Origin of the sequence: Serratia sp. BNK-4, from assembly GCF_048685115.1 — a bacterium.
Classification (GTDB): domain Bacteria; phylum Pseudomonadota; class Gammaproteobacteria; order Enterobacterales; family Enterobacteriaceae; genus Serratia; species Serratia bockelmannii.
The window spans coordinates 2208898-2227434 of the sequence record NZ_JBLQTM010000001.1 but is presented as its reverse complement, the minus strand read 5'-3'; the positions used below and the strand labels follow the sequence as shown (position 1 = coordinate 2227434).

The 18537-nt window shown below is 59.8% G+C and carries 16 protein-coding genes; 12 read left to right on the top strand and 4 right to left on the bottom strand.

Annotated features, from left to right (window positions below):
* Positions 1-195 precede the first annotated feature (195 nt).
* Together ACMGGW_RS10805 and ACMGGW_RS10800 are read left to right on the top strand one after the other, a co-directional pair.
* Positions 196-1578, top strand: coding sequence for a diaminobutyrate--2-oxoglutarate transaminase (locus ACMGGW_RS10805; protein ID WP_071826114.1), 1383 nt, complete (start codon positions 196-198; stop codon positions 1576-1578).
* A gap of 18 nt (positions 1579-1596) precedes the next feature.
* A complete protein-coding gene (locus ACMGGW_RS10800) occupies positions 1597-3066 on the top strand; it encodes a pyridoxal phosphate-dependent decarboxylase family protein (RefSeq protein WP_043137457.1) in 1470 nt (489 codons plus the stop codon).
* A gap of 76 nt (positions 3067-3142) precedes the next feature.
* Here ACMGGW_RS10800 and ACMGGW_RS10795 read toward each other — a convergent pair whose 3' ends face one another.
* Positions 3143-3670 carry a carboxymuconolactone decarboxylase family protein gene (locus ACMGGW_RS10795; protein WP_049204030.1) on the bottom strand — a complete coding sequence of 176 codons (528 nt, stop codon included), beginning with the start codon at positions 3668-3670 and terminating at the stop codon, positions 3143-3145.
* Between the two features lie 3 nt (positions 3671-3673).
* Positions 3674-4462 carry a cyclase family protein gene (locus tag ACMGGW_RS10790; RefSeq protein WP_049204029.1) on the bottom strand — a complete coding sequence of 263 codons (789 nt, stop codon included), beginning with the start codon at positions 4460-4462 and terminating at the stop codon, positions 3674-3676.
* A 127-nt stretch (positions 4463-4589) separates the two neighbouring features.
* On the opposite strand from ACMGGW_RS10790, the gene ACMGGW_RS10785 reads away from it, so the two are divergent.
* Complete coding sequence (locus ACMGGW_RS10785) at positions 4590-5396, top strand: helix-turn-helix domain-containing protein (protein WP_239665988.1); 807 nt, start codon at positions 4590-4592, stop codon at positions 5394-5396.
* A 69-nt stretch (positions 5397-5465) separates the two neighbouring features.
* A complete protein-coding gene (locus ACMGGW_RS10780; protein WP_197833435.1) occupies positions 5466-6398 on the top strand; it encodes a LysR substrate-binding domain-containing protein in 933 nt (310 codons plus the stop codon).
* A 7-nt stretch (positions 6399-6405) separates the two neighbouring features.
* Here ACMGGW_RS10780 and ACMGGW_RS10775 read toward each other — a convergent pair whose 3' ends face one another.
* Entirely contained in the window at positions 6406-7047 is a 642-nt protein-coding gene (locus ACMGGW_RS10775) for a TetR family transcriptional regulator (RefSeq protein WP_089180899.1), read from the bottom strand.
* Between the two features lie 93 nt (positions 7048-7140).
* Here ACMGGW_RS10775 and ACMGGW_RS10770 point away from each other — a divergent pair, with 93 nt between their 5' ends.
* The 8 genes from ACMGGW_RS10770 to pqqF all read left to right on the top strand — a co-directional run bounded on the left by ACMGGW_RS10770 (position 7141) and on the right by pqqF (position 14588).
* Positions 7141-7803, top strand: a complete 663-nt coding sequence (locus ACMGGW_RS10770) for an O-methyltransferase (protein ID WP_089180898.1) — start codon at positions 7141-7143, stop codon at positions 7801-7803.
* Positions 7804-7884: 81 nt separating this feature from the next.
* Entirely contained in the window at positions 7885-8934 is a 1050-nt protein-coding gene (locus ACMGGW_RS10765; RefSeq protein WP_049207640.1) for a dipeptidase, read from the top strand.
* A 117-nt stretch (positions 8935-9051) separates the two neighbouring features.
* Positions 9052-9129, top strand: coding sequence for a pyrroloquinoline quinone precursor peptide PqqA (gene pqqA / locus ACMGGW_RS10760; RefSeq protein ID WP_004937827.1), 78 nt, complete (start codon positions 9052-9054; stop codon positions 9127-9129).
* Between the two features lie 58 nt (positions 9130-9187).
* Entirely contained in the window at positions 9188-10099 is a 912-nt protein-coding gene (gene pqqB, locus ACMGGW_RS10755) for a pyrroloquinoline quinone biosynthesis protein PqqB (protein WP_025302821.1), read from the top strand.
* Between the two features lie 8 nt (positions 10100-10107).
* Positions 10108-10863, top strand: coding sequence for a pyrroloquinoline-quinone synthase PqqC (pqqC, locus tag ACMGGW_RS10750; protein ID WP_025302820.1), 756 nt, complete (start codon positions 10108-10110; stop codon positions 10861-10863).
* Positions 10863-11141, top strand: a complete 279-nt coding sequence (pqqD, locus tag ACMGGW_RS10745) for a pyrroloquinoline quinone biosynthesis peptide chaperone PqqD (RefSeq protein ID WP_016927749.1) — start codon at positions 10863-10865, stop codon at positions 11139-11141. Before pqqC ends, pqqD begins: the two co-directional genes overlap by 1 nt.
* The gene (pqqE, locus tag ACMGGW_RS10740; RefSeq protein ID WP_142590387.1) at positions 11134-12270 is read left to right on the top strand and encodes a pyrroloquinoline quinone biosynthesis protein PqqE; all 1137 of its coding nucleotides are present in this window, start codon (positions 11134-11136) and stop codon (positions 12268-12270) included. Before pqqD ends, pqqE begins: the two co-directional genes overlap by 8 nt.
* Before the next feature lie 2 nt (positions 12271-12272).
* A complete protein-coding gene (pqqF, locus tag ACMGGW_RS10735) occupies positions 12273-14588 on the top strand; it encodes a pyrroloquinoline quinone biosynthesis protein PqqF (RefSeq protein ID WP_197831985.1) in 2316 nt (771 codons plus the stop codon).
* 140 nt (positions 14589-14728) lie between these two features.
* Here the strand turns inward: pqqF and ACMGGW_RS10730 are convergent, their stop codons facing one another.
* A complete protein-coding gene (locus ACMGGW_RS10730; RefSeq protein ID WP_197831984.1) occupies positions 14729-17764 on the bottom strand; it encodes an autotransporter domain-containing protein in 3036 nt (1011 codons plus the stop codon).
* Between the last annotated feature and the right edge of the window lie 773 nt (positions 17765-18537).

Below are 18537 nucleotides of genomic sequence, written 5' to 3'. Positions count from 1 at the left end.
GGCAAAACCAACGGTCAACAAATCAACAACATATTGATGAGCCTAAGAAAAAACTAAACAATTCAAAACAAAATCGGCTATTGAGTCCCAGGCAAAAAAGCCATATATTGGTCGCGCTTTTCACAAGGCAGTTACTTTTCTAATTCATTAATTCAATCGTTGCGTCTTGAGACCTTCGGTTGTAGGAGAGATATGATGACGGATAAAGTCCGTATTGATACTTTAGTTGCAAACTCATTAAACGGAAACAATGAAACCTATTTGGCGCGTCAAGCCGAATTTGAGTCGAATGTTAGGAGTTATCCGCGCAAATTGCCGTTGGCAATTGCGAAAGCCCAGGGCGTTTGGATCACTGATGTTGAGAATAATCAATATCTTGATTGCCTGGCCGGGGCGGGAACGTTGGCTCTTGGACATAATCACCCCGACGTCCTGCAAAGCATCCAAAATGTCATTACCAGCGGCTTGCCGTTACATACTCTCGATCTCACGACCCCGTTGAAAGATCGTTTCTCCGATTACCTGCTCTCTCTGTTGCCTGGCGAAGGCAAAGGGTATTGCCTGCAGTTCTGCGGCCCGTCCGGCGCCGATGCGGTGGAAGCCGCGCTGAAGCTGGCGAAAAAGCACACCGGCCGTTCCGGCGTGATCAGCTTCTCCGGCGGCTATCACGGCATGACCCACGGCGCGCTGTCAGTCACCGGCAACCTGTCGCCGAAGGCGGCGATCAACGGCATGATGCCGGAAGTGCAGTTCATGCCTTATCCGCATGAATACCGCTGCCCGCTGGGCATCGGCGGCGAAGCCGGCGTCAAGGCGCTGACCTACTACTTCGACAACCTGATCAACGACGTGGAAAGCGGCGTGCGTAAACCGGCGGCGGTGATCCTAGAAGCCGTTCAGGGCGAAGGCGGGGTTAACCCGGCGCCGGCCGAGTGGCTGCAGCGCATCCGCAAAGTGACGCAGGAGCATGGCATTCTGCTGATCATCGACGAAGTTCAGGCTGGTTTCGCCCGTACGGGCAAGCTGTTCGCCTTCGAACACGCCGGCATCGAGCCGGACATCATCGTGATGTCGAAAGCGGTCGGCGGCGGCTTGCCGCTCGCGGTGCTGGGCATCAAAAAAGAGTTCGATGCCTGGGAACCGGGCCACCACACCGGCACCTTCCGCGGCAACCAGCTGGCGATGGCCACCGGCCTGACCACCCTGCAGTACCTGAAAGAGCATAAGGTCGCCGATAAAGTGGCCGCTCAGGGCGAATGGCTCAAAGGCAAGCTGACCGAGCTGCAGAAACGTTATCCGGTGATCGGTCACGTCCGCGGTCTGGGCCTGATGATCGGCATCGAGATCGTCAAGCCGAACGAAGCGCAGGATCACATGGGCTGTTACCCGGCCGATGGCGAGCTGTCCGCGCTGCTGCAGAAAAAATGCTTCGAATCCGGCTTGATCCTGGAGCGCGGCGGGCGCAACGGCTGTGTGCTGCGCCTGTTGCCTTCCCTGCTGATCACCAATGATGAGCTGGGTATTTTCCTGGATAAATTTGAGCAGGCGCTGTTGGCCGCCGGCGTCAAGCCTGTCTGATTGGAGCGAATGACCGCGATGTCCAAGTTAAACCCGATTCTGGCTTCCTCGGCGCACAGCGCCGAGGCTTACCGCCAGGCGATCGCACAGAGCAGTGAAGCCGTTGTGCAGTGGCTGCAACAGCCCGAGATGTATCAGGGCAAAAGCGTTGCCGAACTGCGCGAGCGCATCCAGCTAGACTTCACTCCGCAAGGCCTGGGCAACCAGGCGGCGATCGAGCGCGCCATCGAGTACTTTTTGAAAGACAGCCTGTCGGTGCACCACCCACAGTGCGTGGCGCACCTGCACTGCCCGAGCCTGGTGATTAGCCAGGCTGCCGAAGTGCTGATCAACGCCACCAACCAGAGCATGGACTCCTGGGATCAGAGCCCGTCGGCCACGCTGATCGAAATGAAATTGATCGAGTGGCTCCGCGCCCAGGTCGGTTACCCGTCCGGCGACGCCGGGGTGTTCACCAGCGGCGGCACCCAGAGCAACCTGATGGGGCTGATGCTGGCGCGCGACGCGTTCTTCGCGCGTCAGGGCCACTCCGTGCAGCAGGACGGTCTGGTGGGCGATCTGCGCAAGCTGAAGGTGTTCTGTTCTGAAAACGCCCACTTCTCGGTGCAGAAGAACATGGCGCTGATGGGCCTCGGCTATCAGTCCGTCACCCTGGTGAAAACCGATCGCTTCGCCCGCATGGACGTGAACGATCTGGCGGAAAAACTGGCGCAGGCCAAGGCCAACGGCGAGCAGGTGATGGCGATTGTCGCCACCGCCGGCACCACCGACGCCGGTGCCATTGACCCGCTGCGCGACATCGCACGGCTGGCGGCGGAGCAGCAGATTTGGGTGCACGTGGATGCGGCCTGGGGCGGCGCGCTGCTGCTTTCCGAGCAGTACCGCGACTACCTGGACGGCCTGGAGCTGGTGGACTCCATCACCCTGGACTTCCACAAGCAGTTCTTCCAGACCATCAGCTGCGGCGCCTTCCTGCTGAAAGACGAGCGCCACTACGAGCTGATGCGCTATCAGGCGGCCTACCTGAACTCCGAGTTCGACGAAGCGCAAGGCGTGCCGAACCTGGTGTCCAAGTCGCTGCAGACCACCCGCCGCTTCGATGCGTTGAAGCTGTGGATGGGGCTGGAAGCACTCGGGCAGAAGCAATACGCCGAGATCATCGATCATGGCGTGACGCTGGCGCAACAGGTGGCACGTTACATCGCCGATCAGGAAGCACTGGAACTGGTGATGCAGCCGCAGCTGGCCAGCGTGCTGTTCCGCTACCGTCCGGCGCAGCTGGCGGCGAACGGCGATGCGGCTGTCGCGCTGTTCAACCAGCGTATCGGTGACGCCCTGTTGGAATCGGGCCGCGCCAACGTCGGCGTGACCGAGTTCGATGGCGTGACCTGCCTGAAGATGACGCTGCTGAACCCGATCGTGACGCTGGAAGACATCAAGCTGTTGCTGGCGCTGGTCGAGAAAACCGCCCAGCAGCTGCCCGCGTAACCCTCTGCCACTGCGCATTAAAAGCCGACAACCCCAGGTTATCGGCTTTTTTATCGCGCTCACGCCGTGCGCGTATTCAATCCGTTGACATGTTTTCCCAGGATGTCGCTTGTAGGTCCAGATCGATTTCCAGCGTTTCCAAAAAGCGCGCCGTCATCATGTAGTGCCCAATCATTAATGCCAGTTCAGCCAGTTGAACCTCGTCATAATAGCGCCTGACCGCGTTAAATGTGTCGGCAGAGACCTTCACCTGCTTCACGCATTCATCGACAAAATGCAAGATGGCCGTCCCTCTGGCGTCGATGCCCACACCCTGCTCTATTTTCTCGATGTCGTCATCGCGCCACCCCGCAAGGATCGCCAGCGGATAGTGTTGCATACGCTCATAAGCGCTGTGGCTTAACGCGCCAACCCTTAATATGATCATTTCCCGATCTTTATCACACAGTCGCCCGGCCGGAAAAGAAGCGCCCAGGGACAGATATCCCTGCGTCGAACGGCTGGTTTTCAACAGACCCAGCGTAAGATTGGCGGGAAAACGGGCATATTGCTGCTGCTGCTCAGCCGTTAATTCACTCACTGCCGGCAGTTTTATTCTGGCCATCGTTTATTCCCCTGCGCGTTCATCGATAATTGCAACCGGCCGAGCCCAGCCGGCGGATGCCTTATAAACCTTCACCGGCAGACTGATCACGTTAAATCCACAGGGCGGCAGCAATTCAAGATTGCACAGTTTTTCAATCTGACAATAAGGATATTGACTGCCGGCATAGTGCCCTTCCCAAATAAGCGAAATATCGCCGCTTTGTTCAAATTTGGTGCGCGTATGGCTGAATGGCGCGTCCCAGCTCCAGGCATCGGTGCCCACCACCCTGACGCCACGTTCAGTAAGATACAGCGTCGCTTCGCGGCCCATGCCGCAACCGCGATGAATAAAATCTTCGCTGCCGTAACGCCCGCCGGCCGCCGTGTTGACCAGGACAATATCGCCGGCGGCGATAGGATGGCCGATCCTCGCTAATTCACGCTCAATATCATGTGCAGTGGCTACATAGCCGTCGGGAAAATGCCGAAAATCCAATTTGACGCCAGGGCCGATACACCATTCCAGCGGTATTTCATCAATGGTCTTTGACGCCGATCCGTCATCCATATGTGAATGGTAGTGATAAGGGGCGTCCATATGCGTCCCCGCATGGGTGCTCATGCGGACAAACTCCACCGCCCAGCCCTCCTGACGCGGCAACTCCCGGGGATCCAGACCGGGGAATGATTCCGCCAGCTGCAACGCTCCGTGCTTGTTATCAACATACTCGATTTCCGGCAGAAACCGCTCCGGATCGGAAGCGATCCCGCTCATCAGCGGCACCGAAAGATCAATGATTTTACCGTACATATTGTTACCTTTATCCAGGGGAATGACCTGCCCAGAGTAAGCTTTCCCCATAGAATAGAAATGCCGATTATCAGACAACTTATTGTTATAATAGGAAGACGCAGCCATGAACGGACAGGAGGGCGTCATGAAACCGTCAGAATTGACCGGGGAAATCCCAATATCGATTTGGTTCAGAAATAAATCCTGGCCGGCAGGAACGCAATTCCCTTTACAGGCGTTGCCATGGGGCAAACTGATGTATTCCATGAAAGGGTTGGCGGAAATAAATATTGAGAACAATATTTATTTATCCACACCAGAATATGCCATTTGGCTCCCCGTTAATACCGAACATGAATCCGTAGCAAAGAGTGCAATTGACTATGTCATTCTTCATGTCAGCCCCTCGCTATGCCAATCCTTACCGAGCAAACCGCAAACCCTGCGGCTGAATAAGATCGTCAAAGCGGTGCTGGCCGATTTTTCAGAAAGGCTTATTGGCTATCCGCACACGCCTCAGGACCAGACGCTGGTTACCGCGTTGCTTGAGCAGCTGGCGCTGTCGGAGCGTTTTGACAGCTACCTGCCGCTCGGCAGCGATGACGTTGTCAAGATCATGACCGAAAAGATGAGCGCCGCGCCGCACGATCTCAACACCCTGACACAATGGTCGGGCATGCTGGGCTTGAGTGAGCGTACGCTGTCGCGGCGATTTCTCGCCGCTACCGGCATCTCTTTCAATGAATGGAAGCTGAGAAGCAAAACCCTCATGGCGATGACGCTGTTACAGGAAGGGAAAGCCGTCAAATATGTCGCCTCTACCCTGGGATATAACGATCCGTCCGCGTTTATCGCCATGTTCAGACGGCAAACGGGCCAGTCCCCCTCCGGTTTTTTAGCGGTAAGTCATGGCACAGCGAAAACAGGCTCAGGCATAATGCATGGCGACTGATGCAGCATTCGCACGCACAAACTGCATCGAACGCCTTTCCCCCTATTCAGCACGACAGGATGCGCACGCATGACCGACCCTGATTTCAACCTGCTGATCGCACTCGACGCGCTGCTGACGGCGGGCAGCGTTGCCGGCGCGGCGCGGCGTCTCGGTTTAAGCGCCTCGGCGATGAGCCGCACCCTCAGCCGGCTGCGCACGGCCACCGGTGATCCTCTGTTGGTGCGCGCCGGCCGTCATATGGTGCTGACGCCCTATGCCGAAACGCTGCGCGAGCGGGCGCGGCACGCGACGTTCGAAGCCCGTGCGGTGCTGCGTCCGGCGCAGGGAGCATTGGATCCCGCGGTGCTGGATCGTACCTTCACGCTGCGCGCCAACGATGGCTTCGTTGAAGCCTTCGGCCCGGCGCTGATCGCCGCCGCCGCCGAACAGGCGCCGCGGGTGCGGTTGCGCTTTGCGCCCAAGCCGGAGAAAAGCGACCGCCCCCTGCGTGAAGGTCTGGTCGATCTGGAGATCGGCGTATTGGGTGACATGGGCCCGGAAATCCGCCTGCAGGCGCTGTTCCGCGATCGCTTCGTTGGCGTGATGAGAACCGCACATCCGCTGGCGCAACAGCCAGAGATTGGCGTCGCCGACTACGCCGCCTGCGGCCACGTGGTGGCCTCGCGCAGCGGGCGCATTCTCGGGCCGGTAGATGCCGCGCTGGCGGAGCTGGGGCTGGCACGCCATATCGCCGCCGTGGTGCCAAGCTTTCCCGCCGCGCTGGCGGTGGCGCAAGCCTCGAACCTGTTGGCGTTGCTGCCCACCTCTTTCCTGCAGGCTCAACCTGCCGATGGCCCGCTGCGCGTCTTCGAGCTGCCGGTGAAAACGCCGCCCATTACCGTCTCGCAAATGTGGCACCCGCGCCTGGACGCCGAGGCGGATCACCGCTGGCTGCGGCAGTTGGTGTTGTCGGTTTGTCATCGGGAGGCGCAGCCCTCGGTGAATGACAATGTCACCTAAAAAGCGTTTACGGCCTCTGATGCCGGTTTAAATCGGCCAGATAAGCGCAAAACATGTCCGCCATCGCATCGGCATAAGCCGCGATCTCGGTATCGGTTCGCGGCGTTTCGGAGAATTGCTTGCCCGCCGCCCCCAACGTGCCGACGATCAGATCGCCCGCCAACCGGCGAGTGACCTGCGGAACACCAGGCAACGCTTCGCACATGAAAACCTGCACGATATCCTTGCCGGCTGCCTTTACCGCCTGTGCCTCCGGCGCATCGCGGTAAAGCGGCGCCGCATCATTCAACGCTACGCGCATCTGCGCCTCTTCACATTCCGAACGGATAAACGCCTGCACCAACAACCGCAAGCGCGCGAACGGCGTTTTCTCGCGATCGGCCAAAATACGGCTCAGCATATCCGTGGTCTGCCGCCATTCGTCGCTCTGCAAACGAAACAGGATCGCCGCCTTATTGGGGAAATACTGATAAAGCGACCCGACGCTGACGCCGGCACGCTCGGCCACCCTGGCGGTGGTGAAACGCGCCGCCCCCTCCTGCGCCAAAACCTGAATAGCGGCGGTCAGAATAGCGGACACCAGTTCGGCGGAGCGCGCCTGTTGCGGTTGTTTTCTCGAAGAAATTTGCTTACTGCGGCGTTCAGTCATAGCGGGCGGCCAATGCGAATAGAGGAATGCGAATAGTTCGTCATATTATAACGGCATGCGCTAACGCGCTCCATTTACGACAGGAAATTTGCCATGAGTACCCTGACCACTGCCCCCTTAGCGCCGCTGCTAACCCGTCTGTTCCAACAGGCATCCCGCCGGTCCCCGGCGCTTGCCGCCCTGTTCCGCGACGTGCCGGACGCAGAGCAAAGCCGGCTGATGCAGAGCAAAACCGAGTACCGCGAACTCTACCACCGCCTGAAGGATTTCCCGCTGGCCGTGTCGCCGGCGACCGGTGCCTTGCTCTACATGTTGGCGCGGGGTTGTCGGGCGCAAAACATCGTCGAATTCGGCACGTCGTTCGGTATTTCGACCCTGCACCTGGCCGCCGCACTGCGCGATAACGGCGGCGGCCGATTGATTACCTGCGAGTTTGAACCGAGCAAAGCGGCGCGGGCGCGTGACAACCTGACCGAAGGCGGCGTCATCGACCTGGTGGAGATCCGCGTCGGCGACGCCCTGGAAACGCTGCGCGGCGATCTGCCGGCCACGGTCGACCTGCTGCTGCTCGACGGCGCCAAGGGACTTTATCCCGATATTCTCGACCTGCTTGAGAGCCGTCTGCGGCCCGGTGCGCTGATCGTCGCGGACAACGCCGATGACAGCCCGGATTACCTGGCGCGGGTGCGCGATCCGGCGACGGGCTATCTCTCCACGCCGTTCGCGGATGACGTCGAATTGACAATTCGGCTTTAAAATCCCCATCGAGCGAGGGTTGTTCCCCCTCGCTCGATGGGAGAACATAGCGTTCACGATGCCTGACTCAGTGAAACGCCCATGACGCTTCCCCCTCTCTGGCCGGTCTTCGACGGCCATAACGACCTGCTGCTCAATCTGTGGCTGCAGCATGACGACGATCCGGTCGCCGCCTTTTATTCCCGCGTCACGCCGGGCCACCTCGATTTCTCCCGCATGCGGCGCGGCGGATTTTTCGGCGGGCTGTTCGCGGTATTTATTCCTCCGGTCAGCTATATCGCCCAGATGCGTAATCAAACGCAGGACGAGGCGCAGGCCGCCTTCGATCCGCTGGCGATCGCCGAACGGCAGATCGCCATCCTGCAGCAGCTGGAGCAGGCTTCTCAGGGGCAGCTGCGCATCTGTCGCACCGCCACCGAAATAGAACAGTGCCGCCTCAACCGGCAAATCGCCGCGGTGCTGCATATCGAAGGCGCCGGCATGATCGATGCAGAACTGACGCAGTTGGAGGCCTTCTACCGGCTGGGCGTGCGCAGCATCGGGCCATTCTGGAATCTGCCAAACGCCTTTGGTACCGGCGTCAGCGGGTCGTTCCCCGGCTCACCCGATACCGGCCCCGGCCTGACGCCGGCCGGCGAGGCGCTGATCCGTGCCTGCAATCAGCGCCGCATCATGATAGACGTCTCGCACATGAACGAGAAAGCCTTCTGGCAAACCGCCGCGTTGAGCACCGCACCGCTGGTCGCTACCCACTCCAATGCCCATGCCCTCTGCCCGCAGCCACGCAACCTGACCGACGCGCAGCTGGACGCCATCGCCCAGAGCGGCGGGATGGTCGGCGTCAATTTCGGCACCGCCTTCCTGCGGGCGGACGGTAAACGTGACAGTGCAACGACCGGCTTAACAGAAATTGTTAAACACGTTGAGTATTTGATCGCTAAACTTGGTGAAGATCGCGTGGGGTTTGGCTCTGATTTTGACGGGGTCAACGTACCGCAACCGTTGGAGGACGCCGCAGGCCTGCCGCGCCTGACGCAAGCGCTGGCGCAGGCCGGGTTCGATAACCGGCTGCTGGAGAAGCTGACCTGGCGCAACTGGCTGAACGTGCTCGCCGCCACCTGGGGTGAATAACCCGGTTACGCTTTAAAGGTTGCGATCTCCGTCACATTTCGCCAACATTGGGCCGGCCGAATGCGAACGTTTCTCATTGGGTTCGACATATTACGATGCATGCTAAGGAGCACCGCTATGACTACCTGGACTAAACCTGAGTTTGTTGACCTGCGTCTGGGGCTGGAAGTAACGCTGTACATTTCCAACCGTTAATCGCCCGTCTGCCCGCCCTTCGCGCGGGCATTTCTTTCCCTCTCTTTCTGGTTTAGACATGCAGATAAAAGTTCTCGGCTCGGCGGCGGGCGGCGGCTTTCCCCAGTGGAATTGCAACTGCGACAACTGTCGGGGCGTTCGCGACCACAGCATCAGCGCCACGCGCCGCACGCAGTCTTCCATCGCTATCAGCGACGACGGTAAAAACTGGGTGCTGTGCAACGTTTCCCCGGACATTTGCCATCAACTGTTGGCCTCGCCCGAATTGAATAACCCCGACGTGCTGCGTGGCACCGGCATCGGCGCGATCGTGCTGACCGACAGCCAGATCGATCACAGCGCGGGCTTACTCAATTTGCGTGAGGGCTGTCCGCACCAGGTCTGGTGCACGCCTGAAGTACATGACGATCTCAGCACCGGCTTCCCGGTGTTTCCCATGCTCTCCCACTGGAACGGCGGGCTGATTCACCACCCGGTGACGCCCGGTGAGCCGTTCCACACGGCGGTCTGTCCGAACGTGCGCTTTACCGCCATTCCGCTGCTCAGCAACGCGCCGCCCTATTCGCCGTACCGCGATCGCCCGCTGCCGGGCCACAACGTGGCGCTGTTTATCGAAGATACCGCACGCGGGGTCGGGCTGCTGTACGCACCGGGCCTGGGTGAGCCGGACGAGGCGCTGATGCCGTGGCTGCACCGCGCGGACTGCCTGCTGATCGACGGCACGCTGTGGCGCGACAACGAGCTGGCCAACGCCGGCGTGGGCCGCAATACCGGCAAGGACATGGGGCATCTGGCGCTGGCGGAAGAACATGGGCTGGCGGCCCTGCTCGCCACCTTGCCCGCCAGGCGCAAAATCCTGATCCACATTAACAATACCAACCCTATCCTCAATGAAAACTCGGCAGAGCGGCAAAGCCTGACCGCCGCCGGCATTGAAGTGAGCTGGGACGGCATGAATATCGAACTGTAGGGACCGCCATGACGCAACCACTCCCCCTTGACCCACAGGCGTTTGAAGCGGCGCTGCGCGCCAAAGGCGCTTATTACCATATCCACCACCCGTACCACATCGCGATGCACAACGGCGAAGCGACCCGCGAGCAGATCCAGGGCTGGGTGGCCAACCGGTTCTACTACCAGACCAGCATTCCGATTAAGGATGCAGCGATCATGGCCAACTGCCCACAGCCGGAAACACGCCGCAAATGGGTACAGCGCATCCTGGATCACGACGGCTACGGCGGCAGCGAAGGTGGCATCGAGGCCTGGCTGCGCCTGGGCGAAGCCGTTGGGCTGCAGCGCGACACTTTGCTCTCTGAAGAGCGGGTACTGCCGGGCGTGCGCTTCGCGGTGGACGCCTACGTCAACTTCGCGCGCCGCGCCTGCTGGCAGGAAGCGGCCTGCAGCTCACTGACCGAACTGTTCGCGCCGCAAATTCACCAATCGCGCCTCGACAGCTGGCCGCAGCACTACCCGTGGATCGACGCCGCCGGCTACGACTATTTCCGCAGCCGCCTCGGCCAGGCCAACCGCGATGTGGAACACGGCCTGGCGCTGGCGCTGGACTATTGCGACACCGTTGAAAAGCAGCAGCGCATGCTGGAGATCCTGCAGTTCAAGCTGGACATTCTGTGGAGCATGCTGGACGCCATGAGCATGGCCTACACCCTGAACCGCCCGCCTTACCACAGCGTGACCGCCGCGCGGGTATGGCACAACCAGAGGCTGGTGTAATGACGCTGAACCCTGAACACACCCCCGTCTTCCGCCGCGGTTACCGCCTGCAATGGGAGCAGGTGCAAAACAGCCATGTGATCCTCTACCCGGAAGGCATGGCCAAGCTGAACGACAGCGCCGCCGCCATTTTGCAACTGGTCGACGGCCACACTACGCTGAACGGCATCATCGCCCAGTTGAACGCCCGCTTCCCCGGCGCCGAAGGGTTAGCGGACGACGTGCTGGAATTTTTCCAGCGCGCCTACGAACAAAAATGGGTGACCTTCCGTGACTGAACCACGTGCGCCGGCGGTGAATCCGCCGCTCTGGCTGCTGGCGGAGCTGACCTACCGCTGCCCGCTGCAGTGCCCCTATTGCTCTAACCCGCTCGATTTTGCCGCGCAGGAAAAAGAGCTGACCACCGCGCAGTGGATCGAGGTGTTTCGCCAAGCGCGGGCGATGGGCAGCGTGCAGCTCGGCTTCTCCGGCGGCGAGCCGCTGGTGCGTAAAGACCTGCCCGAGCTGATCGCCGCCGCCCGCGATCTCGGGTTTTACACCAACCTGATCACCTCCGGCATCGGCCTGACCGAGAAAAAGCTGCAGACCTTCGCCGACGCCGGGCTGGATCACATTCAGATCAGTTTTCAGGCCAGCGATGAAACGTTGAACGCCGCGCTGGCGGGCTCCGCCAAAGCATTTCAGCAGAAGTTGGCCATGGCCAAGGCGGTCAAGGCGCTCGGCTATCCGATGGTGCTCAACTTCGTGCTGCATCGCCATAATATCGGCCAGATCGACCGCATTATCGAACTGGCGATCCAGCTGGACGCCGACGACGTCGAGCTGGCGACCTGCCAGTTCTACGGCTGGGCGCACCTGAACCGTGAAGGTCTGCTGCCGACCCGCGAACAGATCGCCGATGCGGAAACCGTGGTGAAACGCTACCGCGAATGCATGGCCGCCGACGGCAAGCTGGCCAACCTGCTGTTCGTCACGCCGGACTACTACGAGGAGCGCCCCAAAGGCTGCATGGGTGGCTGGGGCGCCATCTTCATGAGCGTGACGCCGGAAGGCATGGCATTACCCTGTCACAGCGCCCGTCAGTTACCGATCGCCTTCCCGTCGGTGCTGGAGCACGATCTGCAGCATATCTGGTACCACTCGTTCGGTTTTAACCGCTATCGCGGCTATGACTGGATGCCGGAGCCCTGCCGTTCCTGCTCGGAGAAAGAGCAAGACTACGGCGGCTGCCGCTGTCAGGCGTTCATGCTAACCGGCAACGCCGACAACGCCGACCCGGTGTGCGGCAAATCGCCGCACCACGGCACCATTCTGGCGGCGCGGGAAGCGGCGAACCGTTCGCAGATCGGTATCGATCAGCTGCGTTTTCGCAATCAGGCCAACTCCCGTCTGATCTTCAAGGGTTGACGATGGCACTCGCCGGCGCCTCTTGGCAGCTCGAGAACGGTTTGGCCGTCAAGGCGATAAGCGACCCTGCTGCCGACTGCGCCGCCGCGCTGGTGCGCATTGAGGCGGGCAGTTTTCAGGCGCCCGTCGCCTGGCCGGGCCTGGCGCACCTGCTGGAGCATATGTTGTTTCGCGGCAGCGCGAACTTCAGCGCGCAAGAGGGCCTGATGAGCTGGGTACCGTCGGTCACTGGCCGACTGAACGCCACCACCCAGGCTACGCAAACCGCGTTTTTCTTCGAGGTGGGCACCGAACATTTGGCGCAGGGGTTGGCGCGGCTAAGCGATATGCTCGCCGCCCCACAGCTGGCGACCGAGGCGATTGAGCAGGAGATCGAGGTCATCGACGCCGAATACCGCCTGCTGCGCGCAGATGGTGAAACTCGCTGCGAAGCGGCGCAGCGGCAGATGTTCGGCGGCCTTGGTGCAATGCATCGCTTTCATATCGGCAGCCGCGCCGCCTTCGGCAGCGACATTTCCGCGTTGCAGCTGGCGCTGCGGCAGTTTCACCAGCGCTATTTTCGCGCGCCAAACATGACGCTGTGGCTGCAAGGCCCGCAATCGCTGGCGCAGCTGCATGCGCTGGCACAGCGCTACGGCAGCCGCTTGCCATCGGGCAGCGCCATACCGCACGAAGCCTCACCGCCGCTAACCGCCGCGAAAGATTACACCCTGTCTCTTCCCGGCACGCCGCAGCTGAGGCTGGTATTTGCCCTGTCGCGTTCCCATTCACGCGGTTGGCTGCGGCGGCTGGAGCGCCTGCTGTTGGACGAAGCCCCCGGCGGGCTGCTGGCGCGGCTGCGCGCTCAGGCGTGGTGTGACGCCGTTCGGCTGGACTATTCGCGCTGCAGTGAGAACAACGCCCTGCTGAGTTTTATCTTTACCGTCAATCGCGGTTCAGCCGCTGAAGCTGCCCACATCGAAAGCGCCCTGCTGGCGTGGCTACAGGCGCTGCAGGTGCTGACACCGGCTCAGCTTGCGCATTACGAGCGGCTGGCAAATCGCGATTTCCACCGTTTGGCGCCGCTCGATCAGCTGCAGGCCAGAGCGCTTGGGCTACCGCCGGTGGAGTCGAACGACGATTGGCCGCGGCATATTGCGGCGCTGATTAGCGCGCCGCGCCGTCGCCTGGCCGTGCGGCCTGATGGCCACGGCGAAACCCGTGAAATTCAAGGGCTGCCGCTGGCGCTTGGCCCCTTCGCCGGCGCCGCGCTGACGTCTGCCGCGGAACCTTTCCGCTTTTTCGCCACCTCGGCGGCGCTGCTTAGTCCGACCTTGCCTTCCGGCCTGGCGCCGCTGCGGCATCTGCTCCCCGGCGAAGCGCAGCCTGTGCTGCTGCTGCGGCCGGCGCCGTCGAGCCGCTTCAGCGATGGACAGGCCTACGGCTTACAGGCGGCGCTGCGCACCGGGGCGGCAGAACTGGCGCATCGGGAGGGACATTTGAGCTTCGAGCGCCATCAGGGCGTGTGGCTGCTGCAACTGGCGGGCAGCCACGCGCTGATCTGCCACGGGCTGAGTGAGGTGAACCGAGCGCTGGCGGTGTTGCCGCCGACCGTTCTCAGCGAAGCGGCGAGAAACCTGCGCCATACGCAGCTGAAAGAACAAAGCGATATCGCCATTCGCCGCCTGTTAGCTCAATTGCCGGCGGCGCTCAGTGCGCCAACCGAAGCAGCACAATGGCATGCCACCTTGATCGGCGGCGATGGCGAGTTAAAACGGCAGCTGTCGCACCTGCTGTACGACTTCCCCTATTTCGTGGCCGCGGAGCCGCCGCTGCCGACACATCAACATCATTGCCCCATCACGCTGACGGAAAGCGGCGCCGAAAGTGCCTTACTGCAGTTTTACCCGCTGCAAAACGATGAAGCCGAAGGCCGTTGGGCGCTGCGCGTGCTGGCCCAGCTTTACGCGCCGCGCTATTTTCAGCGGCTGCGCGTGGAACGCAACGTGGGTTACGTGGTGCAATGCGCCTTCCACCGCTGCGCCGATGCCGAAGGCCTGCTGTTCGCGCTGCAATCCCCGACGTTCACCGTTGAACAGCTGAGGCAGTTAACCGACGAATTCTTATTGCAGATGCGTCATGAGTTGCCGCACGTTAGCGCGGGTGAACTGGCGCAAATACAACAGGCGACGCAACAAAACTTGCAGCGCCTCAGCACCGAATCGTTGCAGCGCGCCCGAGAAATTGCCTTGGAAGATCGCGCGGCCATGGCTGCCGCTGCGCCAGTCACGCTGACCCAACTGTTGCACTGGCAGCAGCGTTTGCTTTCCTCTGATTGATTAACCCGACGGGGAACACCGGCCAGGGGGAATAGGACGCGGAGAAAGTATCACCTCATGCCAAAGAAGGCCGGCTGGCCGCGAAAAAAACCCCCATCGTCACGATGAGGGCTGAATAAAGCGAAGCACGCTAACCGCGATCAGAAGCGCCAGGTCAGACCGGCGTTGACGCTGTTATCCTGGTGGTTGGACGACAGCTGCCCGCCGTAGCCAAGGGACAGGACGGCGTTTTTGTTAATCGACACATCGACGCCCGCTTTCAGAATCGCGCCATCGCGGGAAACCGGCACGCTGTTTACGTCGAACGCCGCATCAGTGCGTTTGAACATCAGCTGCGTTTTGCGCTCCAGCTTGCCGTATTGATGCTGCCAACCCAGCTCGCCGCGTAGCGCGATCGCCACACTGTCGGTTTGCCACTCGGTGTCGGCGCGGAGACCCAGCGTCGAGGCGGTGGCGGACTGACTTTGTTTGTCGCCGCGCAGTGCCGCTGCCCCGCCTTGCTCGTTGATCTCCTCGTTACGGTAATGGGTATACGCCAGGTTGGCGAACGGCTCAAGGTTGACCGCATCGCTCGACCAATCGTAGCCGCTTTCGATGAACAGCTGACCGGTACGCGCGTTATACTTGGCCTTCTCGCGATCCGACTGCGCGCCGTAGTTCACCGAGCGCGAGGTGTCGATGCGATGCCAGGTATAGGTGCCGCCTGCTCGCAGGGCCAACGCGCCGAAGCGTTTGTCGCCGTACAGCCCCAGATGGTAGTTGTCGCTGTGGGCATCTGACTGATAACCGCCATCCAGCGAAGTGCGGGTATACCCGGTCATCACCCCAAGCCGGCCGTCGTCAAACAGTTCGCTGTCCAGACCTAACAGTACGCCATAGGTAGAGGTCTGGTAGCCGGTGGCGTTGTCGTTGCCGGAAGCATGCCCCCAGTTGCCCAGCAGTTTCGCCCAGGCCCCATTATCATCCGCCTTGATATCGGAAGCGATACGGCGGCCTTCCGCCTGGCGCAAGCGCTCGGTGGCGGCATCGCGCAGGTAACGGCTTTCGTTAATCTGGGCGGAAGCCATATCCGCGTGGATCTGGCCGGACAGTTGACGGGTCGCCTGTTGCAGCTCTCTGGCCGACGTGAAGCCGAGGAAGCTTTCATACACCGGATGGCCGGTTACGACGCCCGCATCTTCGGTAGCGGCTTGCGCTTTGCCTTCATCACCTTGCAGTGCGCTTAGCGCCTCAGCGGTAGGGGCCGCCACGCTGCGCTTCACCGTTTCCGTGACTGGCTCCGTCGCGTTGAGCGTCTCCACCGCACGAGCTACCGCTTTCTCGTTCTCAGTGCTGGCCAGGCTGTCAAAGCTGGCGTCGGTGCGCGTGATGCCAAGGCCGACGTCATTGCCCTGATAATCCAGCGCGACTTTAACAAACGGATACGATGGGTTGGCGTTTTCGAACCGGCCGTTAACGCCGTCCGTCGTGGTCAGGATGGTGTACTTGTTGCCCAGCAGACTCTGCGCCTCATTCTGCGACAGCAGGTTTTGGCTGCGCTCCAGGCTGACATTCACACTGCCGCCGTTGAGGAAAGCGCGCCGCGCGGCGATCTTATCGCTGCGGCCATTGTCCGCCACTTCCACGTTATACTGCGAACCGCGATCAAAAATGGCGTCGTGCAACACATGCAGCGTGCCGATGCCGTTACCCGGCGCGACGCTGCCGCCCCGAACCGCTCTGAAGGCGCCTACGGTACCCTCACCGGACAACGTGCCGCTATTTTCGATATAGACGTTGGAGGCCACCGAACCGTTGATCGCCAACACGCCCTGTTTCACCCAGGTATCACCGCGATAGGTGTTATTACCCAACAACGCCAGCGTACCGGCGCCCGTTTTGGTCAAGCCGCCGTGCCCGCTGATGTCGTTACTCCACGAATCGAAGTCGCATTCGCTCGACGTGCAGCGCCGCTCAACAGAGGTACCGGGTTCGACGATATTTCCCAGGCCGGGGATATTCACCACGAACTGTTTTTCACTGTAGGAGCCCGGTACATAATATTCCTGCGGGATATCCTCTTGGGTAATAAACATTTTCGGGCCGTTGATCGCATCGCGTAAATTGACACGTCCCCAGCCGAACAGATTATCAATACCGGCAACACCCAAATCGGTGGCGGTGGTTTTAATTACCGCGGATATTTGATCGGCGCTCATATAAGGGAAACGTTGCATCAATACGGCGGCAACGCCGGTAACGTGCGGCGCCGCCATTGAGGTGCCGGATTTATTGCCGTAGCCGGGATTAACCGACAGCTCGCCCTTATTATAAGCTTCGCGATTCACGGCGCCACCGGTATTGGATTCCAGCCGGCCAACGGTGCTGTAAATATCAGAACCCGGCGCGGAAACGCAGTAGCTGGCCGTTTGTCCGCAGCTGGTCGAGGAAGCGCTTAACTGATTTTCGTCACTCAGGTTGGTCACAATCAGGTAATTATTCAGTACGTCCGGGAAAGCGTAAGGCAGTGACTTTTGCGCTTCCGGGATATTGTAGTTGTTGTAATTTCCTGCCGAGAAGACGATCAGCTTGCCGTGCCTGGCCGCCCGCAGCAGCGTCGACATGGCGCTGTGCCCGCCGGTGGGCACCGGTTGTTCGCTGCCCCATTCCACGCTGGATTTGCTGCGCATCATCTCGGCGATCACTTCGTTTTTTACAAATGCCACGTAGTCCGGCCTACCGTTCGGCAACCAGATGATATCGCCTTTGGCGTCTCGCCGTATATCTGGCGCGATCCCCCAGCTGTTATTGATGACGCGGGCTGCGCTCTGAATCAGCTCTTCACGGCCGTTGCGATTACCGTAATCATTCAATTTGGTGCCGATAATATCCGCGTCGAAAGCAACGCCGTGCATACCTGCGCCATCTCTTTTAGCCGCCGCGATACCGGCTACGTGCGTGCCGTGATCGCCGAAAGACATATTATCTTGTTTATCATACGAGAAGTTATAACTGCCGTTATCCAGGCGCGTCAGTTTACCGGCGAATTCAGAATGGGAAAGAATGGCGTTATCGATAATGCCGATGGTTATACCTTTTCCGGTATAGCCTCTGGCATAGGCGAATTCGGCGGAAATAGCCTTAAGCCCCCATTGGCGATTAAACTCCGCGGTTTTCCAACTGTCAGGTACGCCCAACCGACCGGGATCCTGATAAGCGGCAAGAGAAGAATGAATGGATAAGCCATAACAACCCAGAAAAACGCAATACGCTAACTTCAATCTTTTATTAAGTATCATTTTACGCTCCATGTTTATTTATACCCAGAAGAAAACTTACGTTTTAACCGCGCTGAAACCTCCTATGATCGTGAAACGACGGATAACACATGCGGGCCCGACGCGGGCCGCGCGAACAGACAGGCTGAGAGATGCAAATGGGCGCAGACTGACAAAGAGATGCCATCGCGCCGGGCGCCTATGGCGCAGACGTTTGGAGAGGAGGCGAATGTACGCTTGCCGGCGCCGTTGCGCCGAAATGCCCCGACCATCGGGTGCGGGCGTAAGGATCAGGCTGTGGGTGCATTTCGCCTCACCATCCAGTTTTTCTAATGATTATCATTCGCGAGGCTATCTTATACGTAAGCAAAGTGTCAACAGATGAAACAAAACATTTCTTTATTTGCATCATAACTTTTCTCTAAACGCCGGGCGACGGTGCCGCGACAACCGCTGAAGAGTGCATAAAATGGCGGTTATTGCCGCCATAAGTGAGATTTTCGTCAGTGAAGACGCATAGCGCCGGCAGAGCAACCGGTGGAAGAGCATAAAAACACCTGAACATTTCATCAAATAGAAACATCAGATTGATTAATTTTTATGGCAAAACCCCATCGTGGTCCGATCACTTATTTTTCGTTGCAATATAAGGGGGGCTTATAAATAACAGGAGTATTCCTAATGCGTTCACG